The sequence below is a fragment of the bacterium genome, from assembly GCA_035281585.1.
In the GTDB taxonomy this organism is placed as follows: domain Bacteria; phylum UBA10199; class UBA10199; order DSSB01; family DSSB01; genus DATEDP01.
Map to the genome: position 1 here is coordinate 1 of DATEDP010000110.1, position 16023 is coordinate 16023.

10 protein-coding genes are annotated in these 16023 nt (G+C 64.3%); 8 read left to right on the top strand and 2 right to left on the bottom strand.

The window, feature by feature from the left end:
- Nucleotides 1-364: hypothetical protein (locus VJR29_08835; GenBank protein ID HKY63510.1), on the top strand; the 364-nt coding region annotated here is incomplete at its 5' end.
- A 172-nt stretch (nt 365-536) separates the two neighbouring features.
- On the opposite strand, the gene VJR29_08840 is transcribed toward VJR29_08835, so the two are convergent.
- Nucleotides 537-1088 carry a hypothetical protein gene (locus tag VJR29_08840; protein ID HKY63511.1) on the bottom strand — a complete coding sequence of 184 codons (552 nt, stop codon included), beginning with the start codon at nt 1086-1088 and terminating at the stop codon, nt 537-539.
- A gap of 743 nt (nt 1089-1831) precedes the next feature.
- Between VJR29_08840 and VJR29_08845 the strand changes: the two genes are divergently transcribed.
- The 4 genes from VJR29_08845 to VJR29_08860 all read left to right on the top strand — a co-directional run bounded on the left by VJR29_08845 (nt 1832) and on the right by VJR29_08860 (nt 5679).
- Nucleotides 1832-3244 carry an acetyl-CoA hydrolase/transferase C-terminal domain-containing protein gene (locus VJR29_08845; GenBank protein HKY63512.1) on the top strand — a complete coding sequence of 471 codons (1413 nt, stop codon included), beginning with the start codon at nt 1832-1834 and terminating at the stop codon, nt 3242-3244.
- Entirely contained in the window at nt 3241-4284 is a 1044-nt protein-coding gene (locus VJR29_08850; protein ID HKY63513.1) for an SDR family NAD(P)-dependent oxidoreductase, read from the top strand. Before VJR29_08845 ends, VJR29_08850 begins: the two co-directional genes overlap by 4 nt.
- A gap of 132 nt (nt 4285-4416) precedes the next feature.
- A complete protein-coding gene (locus VJR29_08855) occupies nt 4417-5160 on the top strand; it encodes a hypothetical protein (GenBank protein HKY63514.1) in 744 nt (247 codons plus the stop codon).
- Between the two features lie 108 nt (nt 5161-5268).
- A complete protein-coding gene (locus VJR29_08860) occupies nt 5269-5679 on the top strand; it encodes a hypothetical protein (GenBank protein HKY63515.1) in 411 nt (136 codons plus the stop codon).
- A 176-nt stretch (nt 5680-5855) separates the two neighbouring features.
- Here the strand turns inward: VJR29_08860 and VJR29_08865 are convergent, their stop codons facing one another.
- A complete protein-coding gene (locus VJR29_08865; GenBank protein HKY63516.1) occupies nt 5856-6311 on the bottom strand; it encodes a tRNA (cytidine(34)-2'-O)-methyltransferase in 456 nt (151 codons plus the stop codon).
- A 171-nt stretch (nt 6312-6482) separates the two neighbouring features.
- Between VJR29_08865 and VJR29_08870 the strand changes: the two genes are divergently transcribed.
- The 3 genes from VJR29_08870 to VJR29_08880 form a co-directional block, all read left to right on the top strand.
- A complete protein-coding gene (locus VJR29_08870; protein HKY63517.1) occupies nt 6483-8297 on the top strand; it encodes a hypothetical protein in 1815 nt (604 codons plus the stop codon).
- A gap of 21 nt (nt 8298-8318) precedes the next feature.
- The gene (locus VJR29_08875) at nt 8319-12560 is read left to right on the top strand and encodes a hypothetical protein (protein HKY63518.1); all 4242 of its coding nucleotides are present in this window, start codon (nt 8319-8321) and stop codon (nt 12558-12560) included.
- Between the two features lie 82 nt (nt 12561-12642).
- A partial coding sequence (locus VJR29_08880; protein HKY63519.1) for a hypothetical protein occupies nt 12643-16023 on the top strand: 3381 nt, incomplete at its 3' end.

The window sequence follows — 16023 nt, forward strand, 5'->3', positions numbered from 1 at the left end:
GGAGATCGAAATGAAAAAGCTCGCAAACCTATTCCTGATGCTGGCCCTGCTCGGCCTGCCCATCGCCTGCGGCAACGCCGACTTCGAAGTCCCGCCGGTGACCGAGAATCCGAACCCGCCGGCCAACCCCAACCCGCCCCCATTCGGGCCGGTCGATACGCCGGACATCCAAGCGGTCGAAACCCCGGAAGTCTGCCCGGTCGACGAGCCCGACTGCGGCGATAACGATCATCCGCCCATCGGCCCGGACCTACCCACCGATTACGGCAAGGTCGGCGATCGGCCTCAGGTGCAGGCGGTGGATCCGAGCCTGACCCAGATCAATCCCTGCCTGGAAGATCCGGAAGCGGAAGGCTGCGAATAAGCGTTAGAGAAATGGGGAAATAGACGAATGAAAGCCCGCCTCGTGAAGAGGCGGGCTTTTTATTTCGATCAAGCGGGGATTTCGGCGAGGGGCGCGGGGCAACCGGCAAAGCTAAGCATGAGATTCCTTTGGAGTCGTTTTTGATGTCTGGGACGAATCAGCGAAGAGTGGCCTAGATCGCGAGAGCTTCTTCGAAGCAGATCGCGGCGATGGGGCCGACGCCGTACTCGAAACCGGCGGCCTCGAGGTCCTTCCAGGTGGCGACGATCGACTCGGCATTGAAGAAGTGCTTGTCGGCGGTGAAGACGACGGCCTCGAGGATCTTGGTGATGGCTTGGAAACCGACGTAATCGCTGCTGAGGATGTAATCGAGGGTCGCGATCAGCTCTTCGTCCTCGCCGTGGCGGATGGCCTTGGCGGCCTCGCCCAAGGTGGTGGCGCCATGGTCCAAAGCGTTCTCGAGAGCTTGGCTGAAATTGTGGAGGCGGCGAAGATCGTCGGCGATCTGCTCGGCCGGGCTGCGGCCGTGCTTCTCGACCCAATTGTCGCCGGCCACTTCCTGGGCGATCGCGACCATCTGGGCCTCGTAGTCGAAAACCAGGCCTTGGATGACCTTCAGCATTTCGTAAGCCTGAGTCTGAACCTTGCTGCGAAGCGCTTTCTTGGCAACGGTCTTCTTGCGGTAGCTGACGAAATCGAGGATTTGGGTTTGCTTGTCTTGCATCGCTTGGCCCCTTCTTTCTTTTACCGGCGCCTTCATTGTCGCCGTCATGCCTGAGATAGAAGCAAGGGAGGTGCCAAGACTTTTCAATAATCAAGTGTATGACTTTGCTTGATTTTTATCAGTTATTTTTAATTTATATAATTATAAAATATATAATTAATAATAAATTTTAGAATATAAAATATGGAGAGTGTCTGACTAATGTCATCCTGAGCGGGGGCCCCGGTTGAACGCCGCAGGTTCAAGTGAAACCGGGGGGAAGGATCTGCGACTGGCCAAGGTGTTTTGAAAGTACCTGCTACTTCGGTCATCAGACGGGAGCTCGTAGAGGCGAAGGGGCCGCAGATTATCTTAAGTTTCTTGGCAGGTCGCAGATCCTTCGCTTTGCTCAGGATGACTGGCAGCGGTCCGGGAATTTTGCTTCGTCAAATAACCTGCTGGACTTAATATCGGTGGGCTTCCGGAGGGGAGAAACAAAAAAGGTCAGAGCAGACTTCGATTGCTCTCTGTCTACTCCGACCCGGGGGCACACTTTATTTTTTGTTTTGGTCTGAGGAGCTTTCTTTCCTCAGCGGCGTCATCGACGCACGCTAGTCTAGATTGCATCCCCTGTGCCACCCGGGAACGAGACCTTTAAATAGCGAATATCACTACTTATTTTAATAATGCGGCAATCAGAGCCAAATTCTAAATACGTCTATATTCTAAAATTAATAATATAAATTTTAAAACACAGAGCATCTATGCAAATTCAAGAAACCTATCAGCGCAAGAAGCTCAGTCACGATCAGTTTCTGGAACAAATTCGGCCTGAGGACTACTTGAGCACCTCGATTGCCGCCGGACAGCCTCGTAGCCTACTTCAAAAATTAAGTGAAATGAAAAATGCGAAGTCGATCAAGCTTTTCACCGGCTTGATCTCCGCCCCCTACCCCTGCCTGATCAAGCCCGAGTTCCACACCGTCAGCGGCTATTACGGACCGGTGGAAAGGAAGCTCAACGATGCCGGCTTCAACCTTTCCTATCAGCCCCTGCCCTTCAACGGCTTCGAGCGCTGGGTCGAGACCTTCCCGCCGCGGGTCGTGATGACGACGCTCGCCTCGATGGATTCTTCCGGCTATCTCTCCTTTGGCGTCGACGCCGAGGCGGTCTACGTCCCCTTCCTCAATGCCGCCCGCGATCCGAAGCGGTTGGCCATCGCCGAGGTGAATTCCAACATGCCGATGGTCGGGGGCTTGCCCGAATTGGGCGACAATAAAATTCACGTCGACGAAATCGATTTCGTGGTCGAATCGGACCAAGGCCTGCTCGAATTGCCCGACACCGAGCCCAATGAGGTCGAGCGCAAGATCGCTCAGAACGTCGCCCAGCTGCTCCGCTCCGGCGACACCCTCCAATTCGGCATCGGCGCCATTCCCGACGAGGTGGCCCGGATCCTTGCCTCCACCGACTTGGGCGATTTCGGCGTCCATTCCGAATTGATCAGCAACGGCTTCCTGACCTTGATGGAGTCGGGCAAGATCACCGGCGCCCGCAAGGGCCTTCACGACGGCAAGAGCGTCTTCGCCTTCGCTCTCGGGAACCGCCAGCTCTACGACTTCCTCGACGAGCGAAAGGGCAAGAACCAGGGCCGGGTCGTCGCCGCGCCGGTCTCCTACGTGAACGACTCTTCGGTGATCGCCAAGCACCGCAACATGGTGAGCGTGAATTCGGGCTTCATGATCGACTTCTCGGGCCAGGTCAGCTCCGAGGCCATCGGCGAGCGCCAGTACAGCGGCGTCGGCGGCCAGCTCAACTTCGTCGAGGGCGCCTTCTTCAGCCCCGGCGGCCGCAGCATCCTCTGCATCAAATCCAGCGTGGTCCGCAAAGGAAAGCGCTACTCCAACATCGTGAACGCCCTGCCGCCCGGCTCGATCGTCTCGACGCCGCGGCACTACGTCCAGCACGTCGTCACCGAGTACGGCTCGGTCAACCTCTTCGGCTTGACCGACGAGGAGCGCCCGGCGGCCCTGGCCTCGATCGCCCACCCCGAGTTTCGCGCCGACCTGCGGGAGCAGGCGAGAAAGCGGGACCAGGCTTACTACCATACCCGGGGGCCGTCTTGGCTGACTCGGTTGTGGACAAGGATCCTCTTATCCCGTAAATCGGCCTCATGAAACCCGGAACCCGCCTCTTCCTCACCGGCGCCGCCGGCTTCATCGGATCCAACACCGCCGAGGCCTTGCTTCGCGCCGGCTGCCGGGTGGTCGGCTTCGACAACCTGGCCCCGGTCTATTCGCTGGAGAAGAAGCTCGGCAACTTGGCCCAGGTTCAGCGAACGGCGCCCCAGGATTTCGAGTTCGTGGAAGGCGACCTCCGGGATGCCGGGGCGCTGCGGGCGGCGCTGCGGGCCAAGCCGATCGACGCGGTCATCCACCTCGCGGCCCTGGCCGGCGTCCAGCCCTCGATCCGCGACCCTCAGGCCTACGTCGAAGTCAACGTCAACGGGACCATGAACGTGCTGGAGGCGGCCCGCGAGTCGGGCGTCAAGGCCATCGTCGCCGCTTCGTCGAGCAGCGTCTACGGCTCCAACACCAAGCTGCCCTTCAGCGAGTCCGACCCGGTCGACCACCCGATCTCGCCTTACGCCGCGACCAAGAAGGCCGGCGAGCTGATCGCTCACGCCCATCATCATTTGCACGGACTGAGCATCGCCAACCTGCGCTTCTTCACGGTCTACGGACCGCGGCAGCGGCCGGACCTCGCGATTTACAAGTTCACCCGGGCCATGCTGGCCGGGCGCGAGATCACCCTCTACGGCGATGGCAGCAGCCGTCGCGACTACACCTACATCGACGATTGCGTTTCGGGCATCCTCGCCGCCACCCGCTGGGTCCTCGAAGGGGCGGCTTCGACGCCGCGTTACGACATCTTCAACCTCGGAGAATCCCAGACCGTCCCGCTCCTTGACCTCGTATCCCTGCTGGAGAAGAACCTGGGAGTCCCCGCCAAGCGGGTCCACGCCGATTATTTGCCCGGCGACGTTTACGCGACCTTCGCCGATCTGAGCCATTCGCGGGCGGTGCTGGGCTACGATCCCCAGGTCAAGATCGAGGAAGGCATTCGCCGTTTTTGCAAATGGTATTTGAAAGAAGAAAAAGGCAAACCCTGGGAAGTCACACCCCCCTTTGAAAAAGGGGGGCCGGGGGGGATTTAAAGCGTTGGCGATCAATACGAAGCACCGCGCCGATTCGATACTCCGTCAAATCCCCCCTGCCCCCCTTTTTCAAAGGGGGGGTTAATGCGAGGCCTCATGAAAATCCGTCTTCTAAGCATTTCACTTTTTACTTTGTTCCTTCCCGCTTTGGCTTCGGCCGCGCCGCTCAAGCTCCTTTTCCTCTACCCCGGCGGCCAAGGCAGCAGCGAGGCGGCTCAACCGCTGCTCGACTCCTTCACCGAAGCGTTGAAGAAGTCGGGCGGCCCCGAGATGAAGGCGACTTACCTCTCCGACAAGACGGCCGGCCTGACTTTCATCCAACAGGAAAAGCCGGCGGCGGCCTTGCTCAGCGCCGACTTGTTCGAGGAGCAGGCCAAAGCTTGGAGCAGCACCCCAGTGGCCCGCAGTCTTCAACTCCCCAGCGCCGACGGCACCGAGACTTTCTATCTGGTCGGTAAAAAGGGATCGGCCTTGCCGACTTCCGGCAAGATCACTGTCCTTTCGCCCCGGCCCTTCAGCCCGGACTACCTGGCCAAGCGCCTCTTTCCCACGATGACCGGCCTCAGCTTCGAGGTGCAGCCCACCCGCAATGTCTTGGGCGACCTTCGCAAGATCGCCTCCGGCGAAAAAACCGGATTTATCCTCCTCGATCCCTACGAGCACCGGGCGATGAACCTCAAAGCCGCCTGGGTCGCCGAGCTCGCCGATCTCGCCACCTCGGCCAAGGTGCCGAGCGCTCCGGTGGTGGTCTTCGCGGGGGCGATGAGCCCCGAGCAGCAGGCCGCCTTCCAGAAAGCCTTGCTCCAAGTGGGCAAGGATTCCGCGGCTCAAGCCACCCTCCAAGAGCTGCGGCTCAAGGGCTTCGTGGCTCCTTAAAAATTGTTGCATCATTCCGGCAACATCTGCCGGCCCCGGCCGATAAGAACCTTGGAAAGAGGCAACGGGGGTTGCATCTTTCTTTAGGGAGAAAAAAAGATGCACTCCATGAGCCTTTTCGAGCCGCAACAAGGGGCGTTTGACTCGAAACGACCCGAATCCGGCTTCAGCGTTTCACTCGCCAACCACCGCCGCAAAGTCCAAGTCGACTTCGAAGCGAATCCCAACCTCATCCTGGAAATCGAAGAGTTCCGCGGCGTCGTGGGCTTGAGCTCCGCGGCCCAAGCCGGCTTCCTGATGAACCAGGACCACAGCTGTTGGCTGACCAACCTCGGCCGCCATGCTTCGACCGAAGTTTACCGGCCCGGCAACAAGACCCACCGCCGGCTGGCTCACCAGCAGGTGGCCTATCTCCGCCACGGCGACTATGTCGGGTTTTACGGCGCCTTCTACCGCCTCGAGTTTTCGGGCGACTGCCTGACGCTGGCGCCGGTCGAGTTCATTCCCAATCCGGCCTAGTTCATCGTCTCTACTGTCACTAGCCAATCGTTGCTTTGCCATTTCGCACCATGAATAGCGTTGCCTTGGATTCTTCGGGAGCGGGGGGCCCCCGCCCGCAGCGAAGCGAGGACGGTGGGGGTGCAGACCGGACAGGCCCTGCTCCCGCCACCCAAGCCCCTTCGCAAATAAAGGTTTTAACGAAACCCGTGCTTCACCTGCCGCAAAGCCTCGTAGAGGACGATCCCGACCGAGGTCGAGAGGTTGAGGCTCCGCGTCTCGCCCCACATCGGGATTTGCCAGGCGCTTTCCGCATGTTCCCGCAATAGCTCCTCGGGCAGGCCCTTGGTTTCGCAGCCGAAGACCAGAAAGTCGTCGTCGCGATACTCGGCCCAAGTGTAGGGCCGTTCGGCCTTCTTGCTGAAAAAATGGAGCCGGGCCTCGGGGTAGGCGCTCCGGAAAGCGGCCCAATCGTCGTGATAACTGAGGCTTAGATACCGCCAGTAGTCCAAGCCGGCCCGCCGGAGCGCGGCGTCGTCGGTCGAGAAGCCGAGGGGCCGGATGAGGTGGAGATGGCTGCGGGTGCCGACGCAGAGCCGGGCGACGTTGCCGGTGTTCGGCGGGATTTGAGGCTGGTAGAGGACGACGTGCATATCACTTCGCAAATTCTGCGAATTTTCTGCGCAACCCGGCAAAGCCGGGTTTTGCGACAGTCTCTTGCTTTCCTTTGAAAAAGCACCTATCGGCTTCGCTCCGATATAGCAACTTCTCAACTTTGAGGCCGATACCTCGGCCATCCACGGGGGCACACGTGGAGACGTTTGATGACACCCCCTGTGCCCCGCGGGACCTCTCCCAGGTCCCTGGAAATCGCATCCGACCGACCAACGGTCGCGCCGCTGCGTCTCTCCGTCGAAACCAGTTATCTGCTTGCCGGTCAATCCGGCTTTGCCTTGCGCGGCGGCGTCCTCGCCACCTATCGACCCGATCGACTCATCGGTCTCGGCATTCATCTCGACACCAATTTCTCCGACCACTTGAGCGCCACCGCCCGCGGCGAGGCGATTTGGCCGATCCACCGATATTTTCAATTCCACGGCGCCCTCGAGCTGGGCGCCCGCGCCTTTTTCAACCAGTCCTTGATCAGCCAAGACCGGGAGCGGCGGGTCAGCGGCGCCCTCTTCACCTTCGGCGGCGAGCTGGCGGCCGCGATTCCCTTCACCGACAGCGTCGGCGCCTCCCTCTTCCTGCGGGCCTTCTATTCGCCGGGCGGCGGACTTTCGGTTGCCGGCAGCAGTGGTGAAGGCCCGGCGATCGGGATCGAGGCCGAGGGCGGCGAGGTCCTGGTCGGCTTGCGCCTCGATTTCTATCCGCCGGTCGCGCCGCACCATCGCGAGCCGGAAGTTGAAGCTCCCCGGCCGGCCCCGGAGCTTTCGGCCGAAGAGACGCCGACCCAACGCGACGCCCTGCAAGCGCTCCAAGCCAGCGTCGAAGCCTTGCTCGAAAGCCCGGGCTCCGAGTCCGGCGACGCCGGCCACGTGCCCGAGCCGACTTCCGATGCCGCCGCCCCGGCTGATGCCGCGACCTCGGACGCGGCGGCTGCGGCCCTCACCGCCGAAGACCGGGAGGAAATCCTGGCCTTGCAGCGCGAGATCCGCGGCCTCACCGACAGCTCGGAGGCCTTGGAAACCGAGCTCGACGCCGCCACTCAAATTCTGAACGAATTGAGCACCGGCCAAGAGACCGTCGGCCCCTTCCACATTCGCCTCGATGCCTTCTACGACAACCTCACCGCCCGTCCGCCCAGCGTCGATCTGCCGGCGCTGACCGCGTTTCTCCAAGAGTTCAGGGATTTGCTCCGGGACAACGGCTCGGTGCGGCTGCTGATTCAGTCCCCGACCGAGACTTTCGGCGAAGTCATCGCGAGCAATTTCCGCTATTTCCGCACCGCCCTGACCGCTTACCAACGAAGGCTGCCGACTCGGCCTCGCTCCGGCCACATGGCGCGGGCCGACCTCGAGCCGGCGCTGGCCCAGATCGGCGCCGCCGTGGCCGAGCTGGAGCAGCTTCGCCGCCAGCCCCAGCCGACCAATCCGCCGGCCCATCAAGTTCAACTGTGGCGCCTGCGGATGGACCGGATCCGACAGCACATCGAAGAGCTCGGCCCCCGGCTCAGCCCGACGGCGGCCGCGAGCCTCGGCTCTAATTTTGAGCGACTCGAGCGCTCCTTCGCCACCTTGACCTCCCGGATGGACGAAGCCCAGCGGAACTGGCTGGTCACCCGGGCCCTTTACAGCCATTACCGCGATTTCCGCGAAGCCCGCCGGCCGGAGCAGGCCCTGACGGCGCTGCGCGGCATGCTGGTCGAATTGCACGGGGCGCCCGAATCCTACCGGCGGCTGCGCAGCCGCAATCTGGCCACCATCACCCATGCCCTGGCGCCCTTCGTCCGCCGCTACAGCCGGAATCCGGTGACGGCCTGGACTGAGGCCCGCAGCGCCGCGATCGAGGTTTTGACCTGGATCGATCCGCATTACGAAGCTCCCCCTCTGGCCGAAGCGCCGCGGCGGCGGGCCCGCGCGCGGACCGGCGAACCGGTTTTTGAATTTCCGACCTCCGGCGGCGCAACCGGAGATTAAAGAGAGAGATAGGACGACCTCATGACTCCACCATTACTCCGACCCTTCGGCCAACCCCACGGCGGCGACTTGAGCCTCAGCCTCGAGCCGGCGCACCATTTTCGGCCGACGCCGGAATTCCAGGCCTTCGCCCGCAGCCTGCTGGTCTCGCGCGAGCTCTCGGCCGAGCAGGGCCGCAGCGTCTTTTCCAGCGGCCGCCGGCCCCATTGTGCCGAAGGCGAGGATTGCCGCCCCGACTTGAGCGAGCTTCCGGCCGCGGTGGCTCAGACCCGGGCCCAGGCCCGGAGCAATCCGACCTTCTATCGCTTGTCGCTGAACTTCCTCGCCGCCCAATTCATGAACACCGAGGACGCCGCCGCCCGCGGCGAGCTGCAAATCCAGGCCCGGGAAATCGCTCGCGAGGCCCTCGACCGGGTTTCGGACCCCGAATTCCGCCCGCCGGCCGAAGACGCCCACCAACGCGAGCTGCCGGTGCGCACCCGGGCCCGGATGCTGTTCCAGATCGCCAGCACCTTGAGCGCCCTGCTGGCCCAAAGCGGAAGCGAGACTTACAGTCAAGAAGACCGGCAGCTGCTCCGCAGCTATTTCGTTCGGATCCGCAGCCTGGTCGAAGAGCTGCGCGAAAGAAAGCGCCTCGACTCCCATGTCCTGGGCTGGCCGGAATATTTCGATCACTACCTCCAGGCCCAGATCGCGCTGATCGACGGCCAGAACAGCGCGGCCTTCGGCGAGCTGCTGCGGACTCGCCGGCTCTTGAATGAGCTTCCGGCCGAGGCGCGCACCATGCCGCTGCCCACCCAGCTCCGCGCCGCCACCGAGCTGGCCCTGCAGTCCCTTCCCCGCACCGGGACCGGCCTTCAAGCCGAGGGCCTGCGCCACCTGATCAGCATCGAATGTCTCGGCTTCGTCGACCAAGGACTGTACCTGAGCAGGAACGGCGAGAGCTCGGCGCCTCAGGCCAACCAGCGCAGCCAAGCCCTGAGCCTATTGGCCGCGGCCTACCTGCAGGCCGGCCACGCCAGCCCCGATGTCCGGTCCCTGCTCCAGCATTTGAGCTCTTCCGCCAATGCCGCCCAGCTCCGGGAAATCGTGCAGGGCCGGCTGCGTTCCGACGCCGAGCTGCGCAACGGCCTGGCTTCGCTCTTCCCCGGCGATTTGAACGAGGCCGAGACCCGGAACCGAGTCGCCGGCGAGATCGTCGAGCTGGCCCGCAACGCCGCCGGCTCCATCCTCGCCCATGCTTCGGAAGAGCCCTACCGCACGATTTTCGCTCAGGACCGCGACAGCCGCCCGGTCGCGCGAGCCATCGAAGCCTTGGACGCCAATTCCAGCCTGGGGGCCGAGCTGCGCTCAAGCTTCGGCTTCGAGGCCGCCGCCACGACCGGCGACATCGTCCGCGATCTGGTTTCGCACGGCGAGAACCTTCCGGCCTTGCTCGAAGCCACTCTTCCCCAAGCCAGCTTGAACGCCGAGGCCAACCGGTCCTTCTTCCGGGAGCTGCGCCAAGCCGCCCTCGGCCTTCAAGGCGACGGCATGCGCCTCAACCTCGAGCAGCCGCTGCTCGACATGGTCGAATCGGTCCACGGCCTGGCCCAAAGCGACGACGCCAATGCCGCGGCTTATTTCGCGATCTTCCAAACTCTCAGCCGTCTCGAGCAGGTCGGCGGCGACCATCGGCTCCCGCCGGCGCTTCGCCGCATCGCCGAGAACCACGCCGCCGAGCTGCAGAATTTTTCAGCCGGCCGGGTTTTCCGCCACCTCACCGCGCCGAGCTCGCTCGGCATGATGGCCGGCGGCTTGGTCTTGAGCGAGCTGGCCCCGCTCTGGCTGCTGCGCGGCGCCCGGATCCCCTTCCTGCGCAGCGCCGAATCGGCGGCCGCCGTGCGCGGCTCCGGCGAGATGGGCATCCTGATGCACGGCGGACGGCTCACCGGCTGGGGCGAAGCCGTCGCCGGTTTGGGCGTCGGCTTGGCCATGCACGTCGGCAGCCTCGGCGCTCACGTCGTCCACGCCCGGGGAACGAATTTTTCGGAGTACGGCCAAGAGCTGCAAAACTTGGGGCTGCTCAATTTGGCATTGGGAACCGTCTTCTCGATGGCGGCCTTGGGCGCCACGATGGGGGCCGGCCACTGGCTGCGCGGCCGGATGCTGCCGGCCGGCGCGGCCCTGCCGCCGGGACGGCTGGCCCTGGGCCACGTCGGGCTGCGCCTCGGCAACTGGACGGTCGGCGGTTTCTCGATGCTGGGAGCCCACATGGCCACCGCCGCGATCTCCGGCCATTCGGCGGTGCCCACCGGCGAGCAGGCCGCCGAGGTCTTCTTGTCGATGGCGATGTGGGACGCCGGCGCCGCCGGGCTTCGGGCGACCCTGCCGCGGCTCTTTCGGTCTTATTGGCGGCATCAGGCCGGTCCCTTCCAAGTCGAGCAGATGGTCCGTAGCCGCCTTTCCCAAATCTTGAGCCGGAACCCCGAGCTTTCGGGCTCCCGCAATTTCATCCGCAATTACCTGCGCAGCTCCACCGCCTCCGGCGAGTTTCTCCGCATCAGCCGGGCCCTCGAGGCCGGCCGGATGCCGCGAATCGAAGGCCGGGGCGATGGCCGCCGTCTCGTCTTCGGCGATCCGCCGGCGGCCTCAGTTCCCGCCGAAGCTCCGGTCGCCGCCGAGGTCCGGCCCTCGCAAGACGAGCCCCTCAGCCGCACCGCAGCGGCCCGGACGGTGATGGATTTGACCGAGCGGCAGCAAACCACGGTCCGGCAAATCCTCGGCTCTTCGGCCTTCAATGGCCGGGACAATCCCAACGGCATTCACGTCGTCCGCCAAGCCTTGAGCGAGCGGCTCGCCGCCGATGAGACCAACCCGGTGGTCTGGGCCCGGGCCGAGCTGCATGGCCGGCACCTCTCTTTTGAGGTCCTGCCCGGCGAACCCTCGTCCGAGGATCGTTCCGGCACTTTCCAGATGGGCGCCAACGGCAAGATCAGCCGGCTGACCAGCGAGGACCCGGTGCTCCGCGCCGTCATCGCGGGATACAACGTCAGCGAAGTTCTCTCCCCGCCGATTCTGCCGCCTTCGGCCGGCGCCGAATCGATCTCGAGCCAGGGCCCCGAGGAGCCGACGGCCGCCCACCGCCGTCCGGTTCTGCAAGCCGATACCGCCGAGAGCGAGGCTCCGGTGGTGAGCCGAGCGCCCGAAGAAATTCCTTCCGAACCGCTGGACGACGCCGACGATAGCTCCAGCACCGCCCCCCGCCGTCCGACCACCGCCTTGATCGACGCGGCTCGCCGGACTTCGCCCGGCATTTCCCAAGAGTCAATTTCCCGGCCCGAGCGCCGCGACACGACGGTTCGCTTCAGCACCGAGCAGGAGCGACGAGCCCGCCGGGACAGCCGGCCCGAAGACTCGATTCCAGCGCCCGCCGAGCCGAGCCAAAGCGAGCCGTCCGACGCCCAGACGACTTTGATGCTGAGCCCCGAAGAGGGCCAGCAATTGCGTGAGCGCCTGGGCCCGGCCTTGCGGCCCGAGGGCGCCGAAAGCCCCGAAGGACCCCGGCAGGAAAGCCAACCGCCGATGGAGGTCCGCGAGGGCGAGTTGCGCGAAGAGATCGATCCGATTCCGGACCGGAACGCCGAAACCGATTTTTCGGGCGTCGAAGGGCCGCCCGCCGAAACCGCCGCACCGCGCAGCGACAGCACGCCGACGATCGTTCCGCCGGCCCAGCCGGCGCGGGCGCCCGTCCAGCCGCCGCCCTTGCCGAGCCAGCGCCGAGACGCCACGCCTTCGGGAGCCCGCGGCGATCTTCAAGCCTCGATCAGCCGCGGCTCGATGTCGGCCGAGCCCTTTCTCCTCCTCCGCCGCCGGATCAGCCAGATCCAGGCCGCGGGCGGGCCGACCGCCGAGGACACCAGCGCCGTCCAGGTGGCCGGGGTCAGCGCCTACGAGAACTTCGTCAGCAACGTCGACCGCTTCATCCTCGAGCTATTCCGGGGCCACCGCGAAGCGCCGGTCGATCAGCAATATTTCGACATCGAAGTCCTTCCGAACGGCGAAATGCACGTGATCGACGGCGCCCTGATGTTCCGCTACGACGCCGACGGTTACAGCTATCTCAGCCTTTTCCGCAACATGCCCGACTCCGAAGCGCCGCACCGGGTCGAATTCCATCTCGATCGGATTCATTTGTCCGATGAGCACCATGCCATGGGTTGGGAGAGCTATTTCGAGCAGACCTTCCCGCGCCGGCGAACCTCGCAAAGGCAGGCGCCATGAGATTTCATTGCGGCCTTAGCACCTTCCAACGGTCCATGACGATAATCCCCTTGCCGACGGGGGCCCGTCCGGAGGTCCTTCGATGACGCCCCCATCCTCTGCCGGCGCTCCGCCGCGCCGACCCCATCTCCCCATCCTCAATCTTCAGGGTCGCCATGTTCCGGTGTTGGAGCCCCATGACGTCTCGACATCGACCTCCCAACTGCAAAGCCTGGCCCGCCTGGCCTCCTCGGTCCACAGCGACCGGGCCGAGCATCAGCGCCAATCCTACGTCGAGCTGCTGCTCCTCGACACCGGCAACCAGGGCCAGCGTCGGATCGACCAAAGCCGCGAGCAGGAAACCGCCGCGGTCTATGCCGAGCTCCGCCAATACATCGCCCAGGCTCAGGCCGGCGACCGCCGCAGCTACTTCGATGCGATGCGAAGGTACTTCGTCCTCAGCCATCGCCTGCTCGAAAACGCCGAGACTCGCGGCCAGGTGCCGGCCTTGCTGGCCGAATTCCGGGCCTTCGCGCGCCAATACTTGAGCTTCCTCAACGACAGCGCCGAATTCACGCCCGAGCAGCGGCTCCAATACATTTACATGGCCAGCACGGTCATCAACAATGTCCTGGGCCGCAGCCAATCCAACGACGATTCGCGCGCCGCGACCGAGGCCGAGCTGGAGCCCTTGGGCCGGCTCTTGAGCGATTTTCTCGATGCGGCCCTGGCCCAGCACCGCCGGCACTTGTTGGCCCATCCCACCGGCGAGGCCTACACGCCGATCGTCCGCGAGATCCAGATGCGCCAAGCCTTGATTCGAGGCGACGCCGGCGCCGCCCGCCAGCGGGCTCGTGAATTGCACCGCCATCTTCTGGCCCATCCGCCCGGCGAGGCCGATCCCAACCGGCCCGAAACCCGGCGCTGGGACCTCGAAGCCGCCCGGCTCCTGCAAAGCGATCCGGCCTTCAACCAGCTGATCCAGAATCTCGACTCGCCCTCCGGCGTCGAGCACGCCGGCGCGCTGCTGAACGGCGTGAGCCTCGAATTGCTGGTGACGATCTCGGCCGGCATCGACCAAGTCAACGGCGACGCCGAGACTGCGATCGTCGACCGCTATCGTCCGCTGAGCTCGATCCTGGCGATCCTCAGCTTGACCCGTCCGGCCTCGTCCCTCGGCGAGCTGATCACCGCTCTGGCCGACGCCGGCCAGCAAAGCACTATCCGCTCGGAAATCGAAGCCGCGTTGACCCAGAGCTCCCAATTGAGAACTTCGCTGGAAGGAGCTCGCGGCGAGGTCTCGCTGGACGACTGGCTTGACCGGGCCCGAACCAGCGCCGCCCACGTCGAGCGGCTGCGCACCGGAGCCGGCGCCAATTTGCTGAGCGCCCTGCTCCAGGCCAACGAGATCAATCATCCGGTTCATTCGCTGGCCGAGATGCTTCATCATCACCCCCAGCTCCTCGCCGAGCTGGGCTTAAGCCCGACCGAGATCGACGATCCGGCTCATCAGCGCCAAGCGGCGCTCGAGCTGCTGCATCGCGGCAGCATGGCGGTGGACCTGCTGCAGGCCTACCAGACCCGCCATCCGAACCTCAGCCTGGCCGGCATCATCGAGGTCTTGAGCGACCAGCAACTGGCCCAAAATCGGATCAACGCCACCGTCACCACCGTTCTCGAAAATTATCACGCGCGGCTGGAGTCGCGGCCCGACCATGAAATCGCGGCCCTCCACGGCGTTTTCCAGGTTTTGGGCCAAACTTCCGAGATCTCGGAAGGCATCGCCCTCGATTCACGGTTGCGGACCCATTCGCAGGAGTTGGCCACCCGGATGGAAAGCTGGGGCTATCGCACCGGACGGGCTTGGTCTCACATGATCTCGCCGGCCAGCCTCGGGACCTTGGCCGCCGGCATGATCCTCTCCGAAGCCGCGCCGGCCGCGCTGATCTACCGCGCCGGCAGCACCGGCCGCCTGGTCAGCCGGGGAATCCCCCTGGTCGAGGCCGGAAACATCACCTGGCAAGCCAGCGCCATGACCGGCATCGGCACCGGACTCGCCATGTCCTTGATCGGCAGCAGCTTGCACAACTACGAGCGGGCCTCCTACGGCCTTGACACCCATTTTTGGAGCGACTTCGGCCACGGCGCCCTGATCAATTCGATCACCTTCGGCGGCACCATGCTGTTCCAACGCCGGCTGGCCCGAGGGCTGGCGCCTTCGGCCGGCGAAGGCCAGACCGTCGGCCAGCTCAGCCGCAGCGGCCGCCTCGGCCTTCATTTTGGAACCGTCCTCTTCGGGACCGGGCTGGCTTTGGGCACCGGAGCCACCGTTCGCCGGATTGAAACCGGCCAGTGGAGCCTCAGCTATGAAGAAGTGGCCGAAAACGCGATGGCGCTCCTGGCCTGGGAGACCGGCTCGGCCGGCCTCCGCCGGCTCCGCCGCCGGGTCGGCCTCCAGGCGGCCCTGGAAGGACGCCGCCCCTTCGAGCCCATTCAAGTCGAGGTTCCCGCCGGCGTCTCGCTCGAGGGCCTTTCCGGCACCCGAGCCCGGGCGCTCCGCATCACCAATTGGTTCGCCGCCGCGCCGGCCCGGCTCCAAAACTTCGGCAACCGGATCGCCGCCGGCATGGTCAATCCCTTCTTCACCGTCCTCGGCGAATATCGGGCCAACATCGTGCGCGAGACCGCCCAACGGATCGTCGAGCGGAACCCCCAGCTGGGCGCGCTGGAGGAGGTCATCGCCCATCGCTTGGCGCTCGAGGAAATCACCTATCCCGGCAGCCTCGACCAATATAACGAGGCCTTCTTCGAGCGCTACCAGATGGAAATCGCCGGCGACGTCGGCCATCCCCGCTTGGTTTTCGTCAACAGCAACAACTCGACGCCCCGGGCCAACCGGCTCTACAACCTCAACATCATCCGGGCCCTGCGCGAGCATCTCGAAACTTGCTCGGCCAACGACGACACCTACCTGCCGCGCTACCTGCCGCGGTCGGCCTTTGAGATCGTCCAGATCCGAGTCGATCCCGAGAGCCGGCGGATCGTCGGCGTCGGCACTCACAATTTCGGCGAAGCCGGCGACGGCGCGCTGGTCCTGAACGCCTCCTTCGACCCGCGAACCCGGACCCTGCGCCTGCCGCCGGTCCACGGCGAGACCACGCCGCAAATCATCGAGATGGGCCCGATGTTCGACGCTCACCGCAGCAGCCCGCTGCCGATGCTCTGGACCGAAGCCCTGGGCCAACGTTTCCTGAACCAACGCAGCCTGATCGGCCGCCAAGGCCAAGGCGCTCGAGCCCGAATCAACCAAGCCTTGGGTGACTTGAATCGAGACGCCGTCATCCGCTTGCCGATCGATGCCGAAACCGGCCAAATCCTCGACCGGCTGCTGAACCCGCGATCGGTCGACGACTTGCCGGGCTCGGGAACCCGGGTGCTGCGCCTGACCGGCCGCTACAACGGCCGGGACAAGACCCTCACCTTC

Coding starts and splice junctions, on each gene's coding strand:
- VJR29_08840 (HKY63511.1), bottom strand. CDS start 1,088: ATGCAAGACAAGCAAACCCAAATCCTCGATTTCGTCAGCTACCGCAAG.
- VJR29_08845 (HKY63512.1), top strand. CDS start 1,832: ATGCAAATTCAAGAAACCTATCAGCGCAAGAAGCTCAGTCACGATCAG.
- VJR29_08850 (HKY63513.1), top strand. CDS start 3,241: ATGAAACCCGGAACCCGCCTCTTCCTCACCGGCGCCGCCGGCTTCATC.
- VJR29_08860 (HKY63515.1), top strand. CDS start 5,269: ATGAGCCTTTTCGAGCCGCAACAAGGGGCGTTTGACTCGAAACGACCC.
- VJR29_08865 (HKY63516.1), bottom strand. CDS start 6,311: ATGCACGTCGTCCTCTACCAGCCTCAAATCCCGCCGAACACCGGCAAC.
- VJR29_08870 (HKY63517.1), top strand. CDS start 6,483: ATGACACCCCCTGTGCCCCGCGGGACCTCTCCCAGGTCCCTGGAAATC.
- VJR29_08875 (HKY63518.1), top strand. CDS start 8,319: ATGACTCCACCATTACTCCGACCCTTCGGCCAACCCCACGGCGGCGAC.